The sequence below is a fragment of the uncultured Gilvimarinus sp. genome, assembly GCF_963972205.1.
GTDB lineage: Bacteria > Pseudomonadota > Gammaproteobacteria > Pseudomonadales > Cellvibrionaceae > Gilvimarinus > Gilvimarinus japonicus.
This window is the reverse complement of sequence record NZ_CAXAUC010000001.1, coordinates 627,351-640,739: the sequence shown is the minus strand read 5'-3', so window position 1 is coordinate 640,739 and position 13,389 is coordinate 627,351. Positions and strand designations below refer to the sequence as shown.

The 13,389-nt window shown below is 53.1% G+C and carries 26 protein-coding genes; 14 read left to right on the top strand and 12 right to left on the bottom strand.

Annotation, left to right across the window (positions count from 1 at the left end; translation table 11 throughout):
* Positions 1-3: 3 nt before the first annotated feature.
* From AACY82_RS02790 to AACY82_RS02765, 6 genes are all read right to left on the bottom strand, one after another.
* On the bottom strand, positions 4-318 hold the full coding sequence (locus tag AACY82_RS02790; RefSeq protein WP_339615233.1) for a hypothetical protein: 315 nt from the start codon (positions 316-318) through the stop codon (positions 4-6).
* Positions 315-644, bottom strand: a complete 330-nt coding sequence (locus tag AACY82_RS02785) for a hypothetical protein (protein ID WP_339615232.1) — start codon at positions 642-644, stop codon at positions 315-317. Before AACY82_RS02785 ends, AACY82_RS02790 begins: the two co-directional genes overlap by 4 nt.
* A complete protein-coding gene (locus AACY82_RS02780) occupies positions 632-835 on the bottom strand; it encodes a hypothetical protein (RefSeq protein WP_339615231.1) in 204 nt (67 codons plus the stop codon). Before AACY82_RS02780 ends, AACY82_RS02785 begins: the two co-directional genes overlap by 13 nt.
* An 86-nt stretch (positions 836-921) precedes the next feature.
* On the bottom strand, positions 922-1,332 hold the full coding sequence (locus tag AACY82_RS02775) for a hypothetical protein (protein WP_339615230.1): 411 nt from the start codon (positions 1,330-1,332) through the stop codon (positions 922-924).
* Complete coding sequence (locus AACY82_RS02770; protein WP_339615229.1) at positions 1,329-2,078, bottom strand: lytic transglycosylase domain-containing protein; 750 nt, start codon at positions 2,076-2,078, stop codon at positions 1,329-1,331. Before AACY82_RS02770 ends, AACY82_RS02775 begins: the two co-directional genes overlap by 4 nt.
* A 2-nt stretch (positions 2,079-2,080) precedes the next feature.
* Positions 2,081-2,461, bottom strand: coding sequence for a putative holin (locus AACY82_RS02765; RefSeq protein ID WP_339615228.1), 381 nt, complete (start codon positions 2,459-2,461; stop codon positions 2,081-2,083).
* A 148-nt stretch (positions 2,462-2,609) separates the two neighbouring features.
* Here AACY82_RS02765 and AACY82_RS02760 point away from each other — a divergent pair, with 148 nt between their 5' ends.
* A complete protein-coding gene (locus AACY82_RS02760) occupies positions 2,610-3,002 on the top strand; it encodes a hypothetical protein (protein WP_339615227.1) in 393 nt (130 codons plus the stop codon).
* Here AACY82_RS02760 and AACY82_RS02755 read toward each other — a convergent pair.
* From AACY82_RS02755 to AACY82_RS02735, 5 genes are all read right to left on the bottom strand, one after another.
* On the bottom strand, positions 2,994-3,455 hold the full coding sequence (locus AACY82_RS02755) for a hypothetical protein (RefSeq protein WP_339615226.1): 462 nt from the start codon (positions 3,453-3,455) through the stop codon (positions 2,994-2,996). The genes AACY82_RS02760 and AACY82_RS02755 overlap by 9 nt on opposite strands.
* A 1-nt stretch (position 3,456) precedes the next feature.
* Positions 3,457-3,810: a DUF2513 domain-containing protein gene (locus AACY82_RS02750; RefSeq protein WP_339615225.1), complete on the bottom strand. Its 354-nt coding sequence runs from the start codon at positions 3,808-3,810 to the stop codon at positions 3,457-3,459.
* 45 nt (positions 3,811-3,855) lie between these two features.
* Complete coding sequence (locus AACY82_RS02745) at positions 3,856-4,509, bottom strand: hypothetical protein (RefSeq protein ID WP_339615224.1); 654 nt, start codon at positions 4,507-4,509, stop codon at positions 3,856-3,858.
* A 150-nt stretch (positions 4,510-4,659) separates the two neighbouring features.
* Positions 4,660-4,989 (bottom strand): hypothetical protein, encoded by a 330-nt coding sequence (locus AACY82_RS02740; RefSeq protein ID WP_339615223.1) that lies wholly within the window; start codon positions 4,987-4,989, stop codon positions 4,660-4,662.
* Between the two features lie 77 nt (positions 4,990-5,066).
* Complete coding sequence (locus AACY82_RS02735; RefSeq protein ID WP_339615222.1) at positions 5,067-5,417, bottom strand: helix-turn-helix transcriptional regulator; 351 nt, start codon at positions 5,415-5,417, stop codon at positions 5,067-5,069.
* Positions 5,418-5,546: 129 nt separating this feature from the next.
* Here AACY82_RS02735 and AACY82_RS02730 point away from each other — a divergent pair, with 129 nt between their 5' ends.
* Positions 5,547-5,786, top strand: coding sequence for a DNA-binding protein (locus AACY82_RS02730; RefSeq protein ID WP_339615221.1), 240 nt, complete (start codon positions 5,547-5,549; stop codon positions 5,784-5,786).
* Between the two features lie 236 nt (positions 5,787-6,022).
* Here the strand turns inward: AACY82_RS02730 and AACY82_RS02725 are convergent, their stop codons facing one another.
* Positions 6,023-6,313, bottom strand: a complete 291-nt coding sequence (locus AACY82_RS02725) for a hypothetical protein (RefSeq protein ID WP_339615220.1) — start codon at positions 6,311-6,313, stop codon at positions 6,023-6,025.
* A gap of 110 nt (positions 6,314-6,423) precedes the next feature.
* Here AACY82_RS02725 and AACY82_RS02720 point away from each other — a divergent pair, with 110 nt between their 5' ends.
* From AACY82_RS02720 to AACY82_RS02665, 12 genes are all read left to right on the top strand, one after another.
* On the top strand, positions 6,424-6,909 hold the full coding sequence (locus AACY82_RS02720) for a hypothetical protein (RefSeq protein ID WP_339615219.1): 486 nt from the start codon (positions 6,424-6,426) through the stop codon (positions 6,907-6,909).
* On the top strand, positions 6,902-7,078 hold the full coding sequence (locus tag AACY82_RS02715) for a hypothetical protein (protein WP_339615218.1): 177 nt from the start codon (positions 6,902-6,904) through the stop codon (positions 7,076-7,078). The genes AACY82_RS02720 and AACY82_RS02715 overlap by 8 nt, the downstream gene beginning before the upstream one ends.
* Positions 7,075-7,389, top strand: coding sequence for a helix-turn-helix domain-containing protein (locus AACY82_RS02710; protein WP_339615217.1), 315 nt, complete (start codon positions 7,075-7,077; stop codon positions 7,387-7,389). Before AACY82_RS02715 ends, AACY82_RS02710 begins: the two co-directional genes overlap by 4 nt.
* An 81-nt stretch (positions 7,390-7,470) precedes the next feature.
* Positions 7,471-8,358, top strand: a complete 888-nt coding sequence (locus AACY82_RS02705) for a DUF3102 domain-containing protein (protein WP_339615216.1) — start codon at positions 7,471-7,473, stop codon at positions 8,356-8,358.
* A complete protein-coding gene (locus tag AACY82_RS02700; RefSeq protein ID WP_339615215.1) occupies positions 8,355-10,130 on the top strand; it encodes a hypothetical protein in 1,776 nt (591 codons plus the stop codon). The genes AACY82_RS02705 and AACY82_RS02700 overlap by 4 nt, the downstream gene beginning before the upstream one ends.
* Before the next feature lie 147 nt (positions 10,131-10,277).
* Entirely contained in the window at positions 10,278-11,303 is a 1,026-nt protein-coding gene (locus AACY82_RS02695; RefSeq protein ID WP_339615214.1) for an AAA family ATPase, read from the top strand.
* Positions 11,304-11,374: 71 nt separating this feature from the next.
* The gene (locus AACY82_RS02690; RefSeq protein ID WP_339615213.1) at positions 11,375-11,536 is read left to right on the top strand and encodes a hypothetical protein; all 162 of its coding nucleotides are present in this window, start codon (positions 11,375-11,377) and stop codon (positions 11,534-11,536) included.
* A 1-nt stretch (position 11,537) separates the two neighbouring features.
* On the top strand, positions 11,538-11,858 hold the full coding sequence (locus tag AACY82_RS02685) for a hypothetical protein (protein ID WP_339615212.1): 321 nt from the start codon (positions 11,538-11,540) through the stop codon (positions 11,856-11,858).
* Positions 11,858-12,079, top strand: coding sequence for a hypothetical protein (locus AACY82_RS02680; protein ID WP_339615211.1), 222 nt, complete (start codon positions 11,858-11,860; stop codon positions 12,077-12,079). The genes AACY82_RS02685 and AACY82_RS02680 overlap by 1 nt, the downstream gene beginning before the upstream one ends.
* Positions 12,057-12,362 (top strand): hypothetical protein, encoded by a 306-nt coding sequence (locus AACY82_RS02675; RefSeq protein ID WP_339615210.1) that lies wholly within the window; start codon positions 12,057-12,059, stop codon positions 12,360-12,362. The genes AACY82_RS02680 and AACY82_RS02675 overlap by 23 nt, the downstream gene beginning before the upstream one ends.
* A 9-nt stretch (positions 12,363-12,371) precedes the next feature.
* A complete protein-coding gene (locus AACY82_RS02670; protein WP_339615209.1) occupies positions 12,372-12,989 on the top strand; it encodes a DUF3164 family protein in 618 nt (205 codons plus the stop codon).
* 2 nt (positions 12,990-12,991) lie between these two features.
* Positions 12,992-13,387, top strand: a complete 396-nt coding sequence (locus AACY82_RS02665; protein WP_339615208.1) for a hypothetical protein — start codon at positions 12,992-12,994, stop codon at positions 13,385-13,387.
* Positions 13,388-13,389 lie beyond the last annotated feature (2 nt).

The window sequence follows — 13,389 nt, the reverse complement described above, 5'->3', positions numbered from 1 at the left end:
AGCTCACCCCGCCCAGTATTTGGTGGGGCGGGCAATGCCGGGGTGGCATTCCACTGTGTACTCGGCCACGTCTACGCCTAAGCTGGTTAAGTCGGCATACCACACGCCGCTGGGCTCTTTTTTAAGTACCAGCAACGAGCGATCGTTTAGGTAGTCCAGCTCGCGGCGTACCTCCATTGGCGTGGCATCGGGGTACACGCCTTGAATGGTGGCGAGCACTAGGCTCTCGTGGGTAGATACGGGCCGGGCGTTGTTAAGCGTGAGCATAATCGTCCAGCGCATAGATTCGCGGCGGGACTTGGCGTGATCAACGTTCATGGTTTAGAGGCCTCTTTTAATTGCCAGTTATCAAACTTCAAGGCAACCGCATCGAGCTTAGATTCGATAACGGTTTGGTTGCGCACGTAATCCTCGCGGCGCACATAATGCAGGGGTAAATCGGCCTTAAGCTTAAGTAGGTCGCGCTCTACTTGTTGCCATTGCTTGGCCTCGTCTTCTAGCGTGCCAAAGCGTTTATCAAACGCGCCAAACTTTTCATCCAGCGTTTTGCTGAACTGTAAAAACAAAAATTTAATGGCGGCTAATAGGCCACCGCAGACGGTCAGCGCTATGCTGATTACTTGCCACGCTTCTAATTGCAGCACGCTGCCCCCTCGTTGTTTTGTATTACCGCATCATCGCGCCGCACAAAATTGGTGTAGCCCGCCGGCTCGCGGCTCACGTAACCGAAAGCATCTTCACGTATAAACGGCACATGGGTGCCGACCAAATCCGCGTACCAGTACTGCGGATCGCTGCACTTTTTAATTAGCAGTGTTTTGCCCGTTGTGTTCATTAATTAGCTCCCAGAAGCGGCCTGCGCATAGCGCGTATAGGTCGTACATTTGTTTAAGCGCGATGGCGGCCGCGTCTTGCGAGTTATCACTCGGCCTCGCCACCGGCGGGCAAATCACCGTTAAGGCCGCCGGTAGCGGCTTGGTCTGCGGCGTTGGCGGCTTGCTCAATAATCCGCATGACGCCATCGTCAAACACGCAAGTAACGCGCTTAGGGGCAGTGGCTTGCAGCGCACGGCGTATCTCCTGTGTTGTTTTTGCATCGGCGGCTGTGCGGGCGTTAATGCTTTTGCCCAGCGCCAAACTGGCCGCACCGGCCTGCTGGGTAAGCTCGGCCGTGCCGGTAATTAAGTTGTTCAGTTGGTCTATTTGCGCGGCTTGGCAGGCGGTTTGCTCGGCGTGGGCGCCACGCTCGTAACCCCAAAAATACGCAAAGGTATGGCTGGCTATTAAGGCCGCTAATGCCAGGGCAATTAAAAACAGACGCAGCTTGGTCATAGGGTTACCCCGTCACAGACGCCACGACCCCAGCCGCTGTATTGCGGCTCAAAGCGGGTTAGTACAACGCGGACGTAATGGCGGTTCTCTTTAAAGTTGGCCGCACTTCGGCCCGCGTTGTTGTGCTCTATGTCGCGCCATGCGAGTGGCTCACGGGCACCCAAAGCCCGCGCCGCATCGCTGTCGCGATATACCCAGCCTAAGCCGCCGTTGTAAGCGGCCAGCACCATTGCCCATTGGTCACACTCGCAGAGGCTGCTAACCCGCGCCAACAGCCATTTGTCGTACTGCACCATGGCCCGCAACGCCCAGCCTGGATTAAAGGGCTGCGCAGGGCCAAGAGTGTTGGGGTAAAGCTCGGCCATCCAATCGGCGGTGGCAGGCATAAACTGGGCGATGCCTTGCGCGCCTACGGGTGATTTTGCGTTAGGTTGCCAGCGGCTCTCTTGGTGTACTTGAGCCGCTAGCGTGGCAATAGGGGCATCCATGCCAAAGCCGAAGCGCGCGGCGCGCACTAGGGTGTTCCTGTGGCGCTCGGGGGCGCTCTGGGTTGGGCGCTCTTGGGCGCTCACGGTGGAGGCTGTTGCGGGCTGGCACTGCGCTAACATCAGCAGCGCTACACCCACCAAAATTACAATAGATGCAATGCCGCCTGCGCTGCAGGGCACTGACCCTGCCTGAAAATCAGAGCGCAGCCGTTCGGGCGGCGTACGGCCTAGCGCTCGCTCCATGAGAGGGTGATTCATCACTAAAGCCCCAGCGCCATGGCCAAAATAACGGCGGTCATAATCAGGGCGCGGCGCAGCATGGCAGCGGCAAACACCCAGCGGTATTCGGTTATTACGGGGTAATCGACAACGTTTGGCAGGCCGGTTTGGGGCACCTTCCACACGCGCCAATCCTCGCGCAAGTAACTATCAGGGCGGGCGTACGGGGATGAATGGCGGTCGATCCAGTAGCCAGTAATGGCGGCTAAGCTCACAAGAGCGAGCTTGTACACCACCACAGTAAGCTGGTGCGGTGCGGTTAAAAACACCACCAAAATCAAGGCAGCGGTAAGTAATACCCACGTGGTTAAGCGCGGCACTAACAGACGAATGCGGGTAAACAGCGCGGTGAGTTGTTCCATGTCGGGGCTCCGGTTGGTAACAGCAAAACAATAAATACCGTGAGCCCCCACAATAGCCAGTGGGGTTGGCGTTGTAATTTGAAGCGCTTCAAATTACATGGGCACGCGTGGGCGCGAGCATGGTGACTCTTTAAATGGGAGGTGAACTATGAAGGTAGGTATTTTATTTCGGCCAGGTAGCCTTTGGATCGGCGGGCATTACTCACGCTATAACCGCCGGTGGTGTATTAACCTAGTGCCCTGTGTGACGGTGTGGGTGGTGCTTAAGGGAGGTATTGCACCCGATGCCGGGATGGATATTTGCAGAAGTGATAGAGCCGCGCTGGCGCTAGAGAAGCAACGCAAGGCAGAAGAATTAGCTGCGTTGGCAAAATATGACTATGTGTTTGCAAGCCTTGATCTTGACAAGCTCTTAGAGCCAGACGCGTGGGAGCGCCTAAAAAACCTCGTGGAGCACAGCATTAAAATAGGCACATCATTTGAAAGCTTTAAAGCAAAAGCTGACTTAATACTGCAAGAAGCTCGAGCGAGATCAACCTAGCTTCTCGGCCTCTTCGGTGATGAGCCGCTCTAAAGCATCTTTGGAATCACTAAACTTATTAGTGGCCTTCATCACCATTTCTTCATCTGTGACACCTCCAAAATAGAGGGTATTAAGTGCATTCATTAAACGTTGAGATTCGAGTTTCAGACGAGGGAAGTACAGTAACGATAAAACATGAACCCGACGCGCCTCATCGCTTGAGCGCGGAGACTCGCCGGAAGATGCATGAGGTTTTACACTCTTCGACTCCCCATGACCAAGCCACACGTCAAACCAAAGAATCGTTTTTTGAAGATGATCGGCCAACTCCTCCAGCTTCTCCCGCTGTAAAACTTTGTATTGGTTTTTACGTTCGGCGTTGGATTGCAGCATTGAAAAGAGTTGTGACAGGAAAACACCCGCCAGTGCCGAGCAAGCGCCAATGACCGCTGAAACAGATAGGCCTTCCATATCAGAAACCCGTAATTTGCTTAATAGCCGCAGCCTTAAGCACAGCAGCCAGAACACCCAAAGACCAGTTTTTGCCGGGTTTAACAACCTTTTCTTTTACTTCATTCCATAGAGTGTCATCCTCTAGCTCAGCAGCAAAATCGTGTCCTTTGCTAGTGAGCCTTTCAATAATCGCTCTCTTTCCAACCGTCGGGCTAAAGTCTCTCGTAAGCGCATATCCGTCGTCATCAAGCAAGAATGCGTGGTCCGCGAATTTTTCGGCGTCTACACCTTCCAGCCCTTTTAGCGCTCCATTGTGCTCATCGGAAGCCATTTTCAAAACTATTCGTCTTATTAAATCTGCATCTTTTTTCATGTCGCAATTATTCCCTTTTGAGTTTTAGATTCCCCGCCCCAGTTACTAACCGACCTTTGCATCGTGTAGCATTCGCATTGCTTTACTCACTAGGTCTTTGTTGATTTGCTTTTCTATACGCTCGACACTCCAGCCACCAAAAATATTGACTACAAACCCTTCGCAAATCTCGCTATTACAAACTAGCTCAGAATTGTGATCGGGGTCGTTTGCATCTGGGCGCAAAATTAACTGTTCACCACACCTTGTACAAAAAGGCTTTAGATGCATTATTCGAGGTGGTGAATACGTCCACTCCCATGTCCATTTAGCGCCAAAAAAAATCATGGACCGGTGCCGATTCAGCACGTCTATAGCTCTTGGTTTATTTGACGCTGACTCCAGCATCCGCTCTAGTCCTTGGTTTATACCGTTCCAGCGCTTACTAACTTTCCTTTTTTTATATTCTATACGAAACCACCTAAAAGCCACGGCAGCTGCTGTGATGAACGCCACCACGAAGCACCAAGCAGGAACGCTATATGAGATGAACAACCAGCCATACATGAATGAGTAGTAGGCCTTTATGTATTCCCATAAATTTAGCTCTACCCCGAGGCTCTTATTTAACCACTCGACAAAGCCCCACAACGCTGGCGGGGCGGTGAGCACGCCGACGAGAAGAGCAAGCCAAGTGTTTATTTTTTGTAATTTAGTCATTTACCGTAAGTCATCTCTTACAAAAACTGGTGATATTTGCCACATGCAACCCGAATAGCGGTGGCTACACTGGGGGTAGCCGCTGCCCAACCGACGCCCCTATGGAGCGGGAAGTCAGGGATTTGCATTGGATTGCCTGGGCAGCGGCTTTTATTCTTCTGGTACCACCGGCGCTTTAGCACCTTTGACCTCGCACCCAGCGCGGCGCATGGCTTCTTTAAGTGCAACCTGCGACATATCAACGTCGTTGGATTGGCGCACCGTCTCTTTATAATCGGCAGCTCTTTTAGCAGTGGGCGCGTTATCTAAGCTCATGCCAGCATCGAATGCTTCACCAGATAGCTTTGAACCAAGCTCAAGCTGGTATTGCAGCTCATACTTCATTTCTAGGCACGACCACCCTTTATATTGCGTCGGTGACACATAGTCGGCAAAAGCCGGCGCGGCCATTAATAACGGTATACACAGTAGCTTTTTCATCGGCTCTCCTTGTTGTTAAAACTTAATATGCAGAATTTTAATAATATGTCACAACAGCCCCTTGCCGTCGTTATTCATCATTTGCCGCGTCCTGTTTGTTTAGCACTGTCCCTGTGCGCGAGAGCACTCGCCGTGCTCTCCACGGCTCGGCGTCCCTCCTCATTACTGCCCCGGTAGTTGTCCAGTAAGTGGCGCTCGCGTACCGATAATGGCTCTGTTGTAGGCGCCAGATCGTAACTTAGCTTTCCCGTCAGTATATACATGACATTGAGCCCAACGGCGGCTAACGCTGCAATGTAGTTGGCGTCAGGGTGCCTTTCACTTTTCTCGTAGTTTCGCTGAGATCGCATAGTCACACCGCAGGTATCGGCCAGCTTTTGTTGGCTCCACCCTAAGCGCTCGCGCTCCTCTTTCAAGCGTTCGCCCATATTAGGCACGTTTGTTCCTCGCAAATATCTTGACAGAGGAACGATTGTTCCCCTATAGTTAACTCACACCAACCGCCCACGGTTAGCAACTTAGTAGACACCAACAGGCGTAAGCCTTAGGAGCCAAATATGTCATTACGTACCGCCGCAGAGGCACGCGAAGCCCTACAGTCCGCCGGGGTTTCTATTACCCAGTGGGCTGTGGCCAATCAATTTTCACCTAACCTCGTGTTTGAGGTTTTGGGTGGCCGCAAAAAATGCATTCGCGGTCAGGCACATAACATCGCCGTAAAGCTCGGCCTGAAAGACGGCACCATCACCAAAGACCCAGCCAAGGCGCTTGAGCAACCAAGCCGCCGCGTAGCGTAGGGGATCAATTATGACACCGTTTACCCGTTTTTTTGGCCTCCTTGTTGAGCAGCTAGGCCCCGTAAAAGCCGCCAAGCTGGTTAACGAGTTTGCCGGCCAAGCGATCACCTTTCCGGGCTATGGCGATTACGGCTTCCCAGTGGATGCACCAACCATGGGTCAAGCTTTGTCCGCCGAGCTGGTAAAGGCCAGCACACGGGCCCAGGGCAAAAAAACCATGACTCACTTAGAGGCCGCTAGGCGCATGAGGAATCAGCTTTTCCCAAAACCTCTTGCAAGCGACCAGCAAATACCTCAGCTATCTCTGGGGCCGTCTCATAAGCATGGTCACTCTCTGCCAACTCGCTGGCCACGCCTAAAAGATTCTCGCATAGCTTATGTGAATAAATTTGACCGTGATGCGACAAAGCCGCCGCCAACATAACGGATATCTCTTGATTGATTAAGGCCATGGTAAGCAGTTTGCTTTTAGCATCTCGAAGCTCTGCCAACACCACCGCCGTTTCAGCACTAACTGTATTACCCATATTCCTGCTCCTGTCGTCAAAGTTAACACGAAACATTATGCAGGGTGAAACGAGTTTGCACAGATGCAAAAACCATTTTTGTTTGGAAAGCCGAATTTTTGGGGGTTCCAGTGAGACGCCGTAATTGGAAGAAGGTTAGCCCGCGCAGCCTGCGCCACGCGATGGAGCTGTGTAAAGACCACGCCCGCGAGGTGCACAACCGCAGCGTAGAGCGCATTGCCGAGGTAATGGGCCTTAGCGACCACTTCACTCTGTACAAGTACTTTCAGACCAGCCGTATGCCGGCGGTGCTGATACCGGCTTTTGAGGCGGCCTGCGGCATTGATTTTGTATCGCGCTGGCTGGCGACCCGTGGTGGCCGCTTGGTGATTGAAGTACCCACCGGCCGCGCCCTTAAAGAGACCGACATACCCGACCTGCAGCAAACCTTGCTAGACACGGTTAACAGCCTGATGCGCTTTTACCGTGGCGATACCGAAGCCGACGAAACCATCGCCGACGTAAGCCGGGGCATACAGGATTTAGCCTGGCACCGAGGCAACGTACAGCAACACCAACAACCACAACTCGAACTGGGAGATCGCTCAGATGATTAATGCCGACACACGCCCCGAACACCGCGCCGCCGAGCGCGCCGAGATTGAGCACCAGCTAGCCGCATGGCTTGGCAACGGCAACAGCATTACCCAGCTGCCAGCGGGTGTAAGCAGCGAGAACGGCCACCTGCTGAGAAATACGGTTAACAACAAGGCGGTGCAGCAATGAGCGCCGCCGCACGCAGCAAAACCAGCCAAAGCGGCACCCGCGTGTTGCGCGTACTGGATGCTTTAAAGGGCCACAGCCTAACCGGCGTAAGCAATGGCGAGCTGGCCAAAGCCTTGGGCGAAAGCCCCGCCACGGTTAACCGGGTACTTAACACCTTAATAGAAGCGGGTTTTGCGATACGCCTAGACAGCGGCCGCTTTGCCCACAGCGTGAAGCTGCTGCAAATAGCGCAAGCGCACGCCAACGAGATGGCCCGATCGCAAGGCCGCATTAACGAACTGACTCAGCGGGTGGCCGCTGGGGCACATTAACCAAAAGCGCCGTTTGACGGCGCTTTTGAGTCGTACACATTAAAAACGTCGGACTCCGACGCAATTACCAAGGGGAATAGCATGGCTAGAAAAGCAAACACGGCTACCACGATTGAGCACACCGAAACAAATGAAGATTGGGTGGACGAGGTGAACACCACCAGCACCCAAATGGCTGAGCACTCACTAAAAATACTCGACCAGTACGGCGATGGTGAGAACTTTTTTGCGTTGCATTTGGCCGAAAGCAAAGTGCGCGAGGCATTAGAGCGCGGCGCCCGCGCCATGGTTGATGCCGGCAGGCACTTGGTGGTGATTAAAGAGCACGTAGAGCACGGCGAGTGGGTGGAATCAATTACGCGTATTGGGTTGCCTGCTCGCGCAGCGCAAAAAATGATGCAGGCGGCGGTTAAATATCTATCCAGCCCAGGGAGCCAAAAAGTGCTGGAATCCGCCGGCAGTAAAACCAAAGCGCTAGAGCTGCTTGTGTTGGATGACGATGAACTGGAGCAACTTGGCGACGGTAAAACGGTTGCAGGGATTGACCTAGACGACGTTGAAAAAATGAGTTGCAGCGAGCTGCGCAAAAAACTGCGTGAAGCCCGCGAATCGATTGCCGCTAAAGATGCCGTAGCCGGCGCGAAGCAGCAAACCATTGATGAGTTAATGGAAAAAAACGCTCGCATTAAAAACCTACCCGCCGACCAAGACGGCGCCGAGTTGCGCGCCGAGGCAAGTACCCACGCCGATGCCGTTGAAGAGCGTATACGCACACAGCTGCGTGCGGCGTTTACCACGGTGTTTTACCACGGCACCACGAATGACGATAACCCCCACCTAGATAACGAGCAGCTGGGCTATTTAGAGTCGCGCCTTGATTTATTAGACGACGCACTGCTAACGCTGCGCGCCGAGCTTGGCATAGAGCGCACGGTTAATTCACCACTGGAGTTTGACCCCTCGAAATGAACCCGGCACTGATAGAAAAGCTGCAAGCCGTTGCCCGCGCTGCCGAGGCAGCGGGCCACGGCAAGAAGATGGCTGTCTATCAAGGGGCAGCCGATGAGATGGGCATTAGCGTGCCCACGTTACAACGCAAACTCAAAGAGGTGGCTATGCAAAAGCCCCGTAAACGCCGCAGCGATGCCGGCAGCTGCAGTATTCCGGTTGAAGAGCTGCGCATTATAAGTGGTTATTTAATGAGCAGCATGCGTGGCCAGGGCAAGCGGCTGGCGGGCTTTGAGCGCGCGCTAGAAATACTGCGGGCCGATGGCCGCGTAAAAGCCGAGCGCTTGGATGAAGCCACCGGCGAACTTGTACCCATGAGCGTTAGCGCGGTAAGCCGTGCGCTGACCAACAATGGCTTACACCCAGACCAACTGGCGCGCCCAACGCCTAAAACGCAGCTGGCAAGCAAGCACCCTAACCATGTTTGGCAAATCGACCCGTCGTTGTGTGTGCTGTATTACCTGCCGACCAAAGCGGGCTTGGCGCTGCAGGTGATGAGTGAAAAAGAGTTTTACAAAAACAAGCCGGCCAATATTAGGCGCATTGAGAAGGAGCGCGTGTGGCGCTACGTGATTACTGACCACGCGAGCGGTTGGATTTACGTTCACTACGTGTTGGGCGCCGAGAGCGGCCAAAATCTGAGCGATGCGTTTATTAATGCGATGCAAAAACGCCACCCGCAAGACCCGGTGCACGGGGTGCCGCTGATAGTGATGGTTGACCCCGGCAGTGCCAACACCGGTGCGGTATTTAAAAATTTGTGCCGCGCACTGGGCGTGCATATGCAGGTAAACCAGCCCGGACAGCCTTGGGCTAAAGGGCAAGTGGAAAATGCCAACAACATTGTGGAGTGCGATTTTGAGCACCGTATGCGCTTTTTTGAAAACCCGCCCACTAGCCTAGATGAGATTAACCAATACGGCTGGGCGTGGATGCGCTGGTACAACGCGACGCAAAAACACAGCCGGACTAAAAACACGCGCTTTAACGTGTGGCTAAAAATTACCGCCGAGCAATTGCGTGTAGCACCAGAGGCAAGCGTGCTGCGCGAGCTGGCGGTAAGCGCGCCAGAAAGCCGCAAGGTGAGCGTGCATTTAACTGTGAGCTTTAAGGGTAATACCTACGATGTAAGCGATGTGCCCGAGGTTGCGATTGGTGAAAAAGTGATGATGACCCGCAACCCTTGGCGCGACGATAACAGTGCCCAGGTGGTGTACAAGGATGCCGAGGGCCGCAACGTTATCCAGGTGGTTGAGGCGCAAAAAGTAGACGAGTTTGGCTTTAACGAGGGCGCGGCTACGATCGGTGACGAGTTTAAAGCCAAGCCCGATACGCGCATTGATACCGAGCGTAAAAACGTTGAGCGCATCGTTATGAACGCGGCGACCGACGACGAAGCGGCGGCCGCACGTAAGAAAAAGGCGGTGCCGTTTGGCGGCAGCATCGATGCGATGAAGCCGATTACCGATACCCCTTTACCCGAGTACATCCGCAAGCGCGGCACCGATTTAGATGTGATTGCCCCCAAGGTTGAGCTGCGCAATTTAACCCCGGTTGAAGCCGCTAAAAAGCTCGCTGCGCGCTTGGGTAAGCAGTGGAGCGGTGCCGAGCATTTTACCTGGTTAAAACAGCAGTATCCCGATGGCGTGCCAGAGCAGGCGCTGGATGGTATTGCGGCTCAGTTGACCGAGCCTGTAGAAAACGTCGCAACGCCGTTGCGGCTTATTCAATAACAACCGTGGAGCGGTGAAATGCTTAAGTTAAAGGCTGAGTTAAATCGGTTATGCATCACACAGTCGGAGTTGGCTGCTGTATGCGATGTAAGCCCTGCGTCAATGGCGCAGTTGTTAAACCACGGAATTTGGCCACGGAGGCTGAAATTGGCAACACGGTTACGCGCACGGATTTTAGCGTGGTGTGCTGATTACGATGTAAAAGCAAGCGATTTACTGTTTGAAAAAATTAAGCCCCGGTGCGCCAGCACCGAGACTTATGACAACCCATTGTCCGAGGAGGACGAGAATATGTTACTACGACGTCAGACGTTAACACCAGAGGCAAAAAAACAATTTGGTGTTTTAGCCGATCCGTTTGGGGATTTACGTTGCACGGATGATATGTGGCTGAGCCAGGATATCCGTTATATTCGCGAGCATATGGTGCACACGGCAAAGAACGGCGGGTTTTTAGCGATCATCGGTGAAAGCGGCGCGGGTAAAAGCACGTTGCGTCGCGACTTGGAGCAGCGCATAGAGATTGAATCACTGCCGGTGGTGTTGATTCAGCCGTATGTTTTGGCGGCTGAAGATAACGACAACAAAGGGAAAACGTTAAAGGCGAGTGATATCGCAGACGCTATTTTTAACGCGGTGGCACCGCATAAATCGCGGCCGCAATCTGCACAAAACCGCTTTGATGCGTTACACAAAGCGCTTAAAGAAAGCAGCGAGAGCGGCTACCGCCATTGCATTTTAATTGAAGAGGCACACTCGTTACCGCTGCCAACGCTTAAGCATTTAAAGCGGTTTTTAGAGCTGGAGGTAGGCTTTACCAAGCTTGTTAGCGTTATTTTAGTGGGCCAACCTGAGCTGCACTCTAAGCTGTCACAGCGCTCAGCGGGCGTGCGTGAGGTGGTGCAACGCTGCGAGATTACAAAACTGCAACCCATTGCGGTAAGTGATATCCACGGCTTTATAGCACACCGTTTATCCCGCGCAGATAAAAAAATTGCAAGTGTAATTGATGAAAGCGGCGTGACTGAGTTGGTGAACCGCCTAACAGACTCTAACGGGAACACGCATCTATTCCCGCTTGCGGTGGGTAACTTTATTGTCGCGGCGATGAATTTGGCCGCTGAAATTGGTGCACCGATTATTGATGCGGATGTTATCCGGGAGGTGGCGTAGTGGCTAATTCATTTAAGCCAGGCGACAAGGCTACCTATGTACATTCGATTTGCCGCCGGGGAAATTGCCGGATGACTGTTAGAGACGTCACTGTACTGGAGGTAACCGATGACGTGGCTACTGTGAAGAAAGGCAACGGCCGTAGAGAAAAAATTCATGTGAGCCACCTCACACCGGCGAGCGAACCAAACGCGCTTACTCAGGCGTTTCAGAAAGCATTGGGGGATGACTGATATGGCTAATGTTACTGATTTTACGGTACCGCTAGCTAAGCGCCTGAACGCGCTTAACCAGGTGGTGACTGAGATGCGCAAAGAGCGTCATCCGGTGGCTAATGTGCACACCACTAACACCGAGGTTTTTGTTTTTTTACGGCCACATGATGATAACCAGCGCATTGGTGGCGAGACATGCGGGTTTGAACACTCGGCACAAGGGTTGGTGCGCTGGTATGAGCGCATTAGTAAGGTTAGTGGTGTGCGTGTGCACGTGCGTTGGGCTGTAAAAGACAACGACGTGATGGTGCCGCCCGATCTGTTACGGAGGGTTCACTAATGGTTGCGTACTGTAATGGCGCGGACGTGGGGTCGGCGGTCAATATGATGCAGCTGCATCTGGCAAAGCTTCAGGCCGCTTGTGCCGCCGGCGAGTGGCACAACTGTGAGAGCGCTTTTAGAGCGATCAAAGAAGATGCCGACCACGGCAGCAATTTGGCTGCAGCAATGGTAATCCGCGAGCGCGATGGGGGCCGCAATGAGCGAGTTGCACGCGTATAGCACATGCTCGGGCCTGATTCGGTTTGGTGCGGACTTGCCCAAAGATGCGTTACCACTGGCGCGGGGTCACGCGCCGCATGTGCGGCTTTTAATAGAGCGTAATGCCGAGCCGGCGGGCTCGGCGGCTACGTTTAGTGTACCGGACATGGCGGGTGCGCAATCAATACAAGACAAGCTGCGGGCGTTAGAGGCGTTTCGTAGGTTGTTGAGCGAGAAACGATCAGCGGCTATATCGCAGGGTTTTAAAACTGATGTGGCCGTCACTTACTTTTTACCGATTTAGGAGCAGGTTATGAATGTTCAACAAGTTCCAGAAGGCTACCGTGAAAACGCTCGGGGCGATTTAGTACGCGAGGACACGATCAAAGAGATCGATGTGCTACGCGACCAAATTGTTATGGAGACCGTTGAGAAGGCCTTGGCAACCCGCGAGACGTTGAAAAAGGTGAAAGCCGAAGTCTTTGGCGACATTGAGGCTTTTGTGGATATTTCAGCGGAAAAATATGGTGTTAAGGCTGGTGGAGCTAAAGGCAATGTCACGCTAACAAGTTTTGACGGCAGGTACAGAGTGGTGCGGGCAAACGCTGATGATGTTGTGTTCGATGAGCGCCTGCAAGCCGCTAAAGCGTTGATTGATGAGTGCTTGCAGGAGTGGAGCGCTGGCGCGCACCCTGGCTTGGTTGCATTGGTAAACGATGCGTTCAGAACCGATCGCCATGGCGAGCTACGAACCAACCGGGTACTCGCGTTGCGTCGCCATGACATCAACGACCCGCGCTGGATACAGGCCATGGAGGCTATCAGCGATGCCCTGCAGGTGGTGGGCAGCAAGAGCTATATACGCGTATATGAGCGGGTGGGTAAAACCGATAGCTACAAGCAAATTCCGCTTGATATCGCGGGGGTGTGAGCATGGTTGCTTATAACTTTGCTGCTCAATTTGCGGGCTCTGTAGAATCTGGCGAAAAGCAACAAACTATACGTAAGCGTGGAAAGCGGCAACCACCAGTAGTTGGTGCTCAGCTACAACTATATACAGGGATGCGCACCCGATCATGCCGTTTATTAAAGCGGGTAACTTGCATCAGTGTCTTAGAAATTGAGATTAGACCTGCCTTCGGTGAGGTTGTACTGCAGATGGATCCAGGTAGTCCGCAACGGATGATTCTAGATTCGACTGAATCGCTCCAGAAGCTGGCGGCGGTTGATGGTTTCAGCTCGATAGAAAGCTTTTTTGATTATTTTGAGGGGCAGGCTGAGACTGATGCAAAAGATTTCTGTGGTCATCTCATCAGGTGGGAGGGTTAATC

Bases quoted from the DNA above. Each gene is read 5' to 3' on its own strand.
- AACY82_RS02790 (WP_339615233.1), bottom strand. From the start codon at position 318: ATGAACGTTGATCACGCCAAGTCCCGCCGCGAATCTATGCGCTGGACG.
- AACY82_RS02780 (WP_339615231.1), bottom strand. From the start codon at position 835: ATGAACACAACGGGCAAAACACTGCTAATTAAAAAGTGCAGCGATCCG.
- AACY82_RS02775 (WP_339615230.1), bottom strand. From the start codon at position 1,332: ATGACCAAGCTGCGTCTGTTTTTAATTGCCCTGGCATTAGCGGCCTTA.
- AACY82_RS02770 (WP_339615229.1), bottom strand. From the start codon at position 2,078: ATGAATCACCCTCTCATGGAGCGAGCGCTAGGCCGTACGCCGCCCGAA.
- AACY82_RS02765 (WP_339615228.1), bottom strand. From the start codon at position 2,461: ATGGAACAACTCACCGCGCTGTTTACCCGCATTCGTCTGTTAGTGCCG.
- AACY82_RS02760 (WP_339615227.1), top strand. From the start codon at position 2,610: ATGAAGGTAGGTATTTTATTTCGGCCAGGTAGCCTTTGGATCGGCGGG.
- AACY82_RS02755 (WP_339615226.1), bottom strand. From the start codon at position 3,455: ATGGAAGGCCTATCTGTTTCAGCGGTCATTGGCGCTTGCTCGGCACTG.
- AACY82_RS02750 (WP_339615225.1), bottom strand. From the start codon at position 3,810: ATGAAAAAAGATGCAGATTTAATAAGACGAATAGTTTTGAAAATGGCT.
- AACY82_RS02745 (WP_339615224.1), bottom strand. From the start codon at position 4,509: ATGACTAAATTACAAAAAATAAACACTTGGCTTGCTCTTCTCGTCGGC.
- AACY82_RS02740 (WP_339615223.1), bottom strand. From the start codon at position 4,989: ATGAAAAAGCTACTGTGTATACCGTTATTAATGGCCGCGCCGGCTTTT.
- AACY82_RS02735 (WP_339615222.1), bottom strand. From the start codon at position 5,417: ATGGGCGAACGCTTGAAAGAGGAGCGCGAGCGCTTAGGGTGGAGCCAA.
- AACY82_RS02730 (WP_339615221.1), top strand. From the start codon at position 5,547: ATGTCATTACGTACCGCCGCAGAGGCACGCGAAGCCCTACAGTCCGCC.
- AACY82_RS02725 (WP_339615220.1), bottom strand. From the start codon at position 6,313: ATGGGTAATACAGTTAGTGCTGAAACGGCGGTGGTGTTGGCAGAGCTT.
- AACY82_RS02715 (WP_339615218.1), top strand. From the start codon at position 6,902: ATGATTAATGCCGACACACGCCCCGAACACCGCGCCGCCGAGCGCGCC.
- AACY82_RS02710 (WP_339615217.1), top strand. From the start codon at position 7,075: ATGAGCGCCGCCGCACGCAGCAAAACCAGCCAAAGCGGCACCCGCGTG.
- AACY82_RS02705 (WP_339615216.1), top strand. From the start codon at position 7,471: ATGGCTAGAAAAGCAAACACGGCTACCACGATTGAGCACACCGAAACA.
- AACY82_RS02700 (WP_339615215.1), top strand. From the start codon at position 8,355: ATGAACCCGGCACTGATAGAAAAGCTGCAAGCCGTTGCCCGCGCTGCC.
- AACY82_RS02690 (WP_339615213.1), top strand. From the start codon at position 11,375: ATGACTGTTAGAGACGTCACTGTACTGGAGGTAACCGATGACGTGGCT.
- AACY82_RS02685 (WP_339615212.1), top strand. From the start codon at position 11,538: ATGGCTAATGTTACTGATTTTACGGTACCGCTAGCTAAGCGCCTGAAC.
- AACY82_RS02680 (WP_339615211.1), top strand. From the start codon at position 11,858: ATGGTTGCGTACTGTAATGGCGCGGACGTGGGGTCGGCGGTCAATATG.
- AACY82_RS02675 (WP_339615210.1), top strand. From the start codon at position 12,057: ATGAGCGAGTTGCACGCGTATAGCACATGCTCGGGCCTGATTCGGTTT.
- AACY82_RS02670 (WP_339615209.1), top strand. From the start codon at position 12,372: ATGAATGTTCAACAAGTTCCAGAAGGCTACCGTGAAAACGCTCGGGGC.
- AACY82_RS02665 (WP_339615208.1), top strand. From the start codon at position 12,992: ATGGTTGCTTATAACTTTGCTGCTCAATTTGCGGGCTCTGTAGAATCT.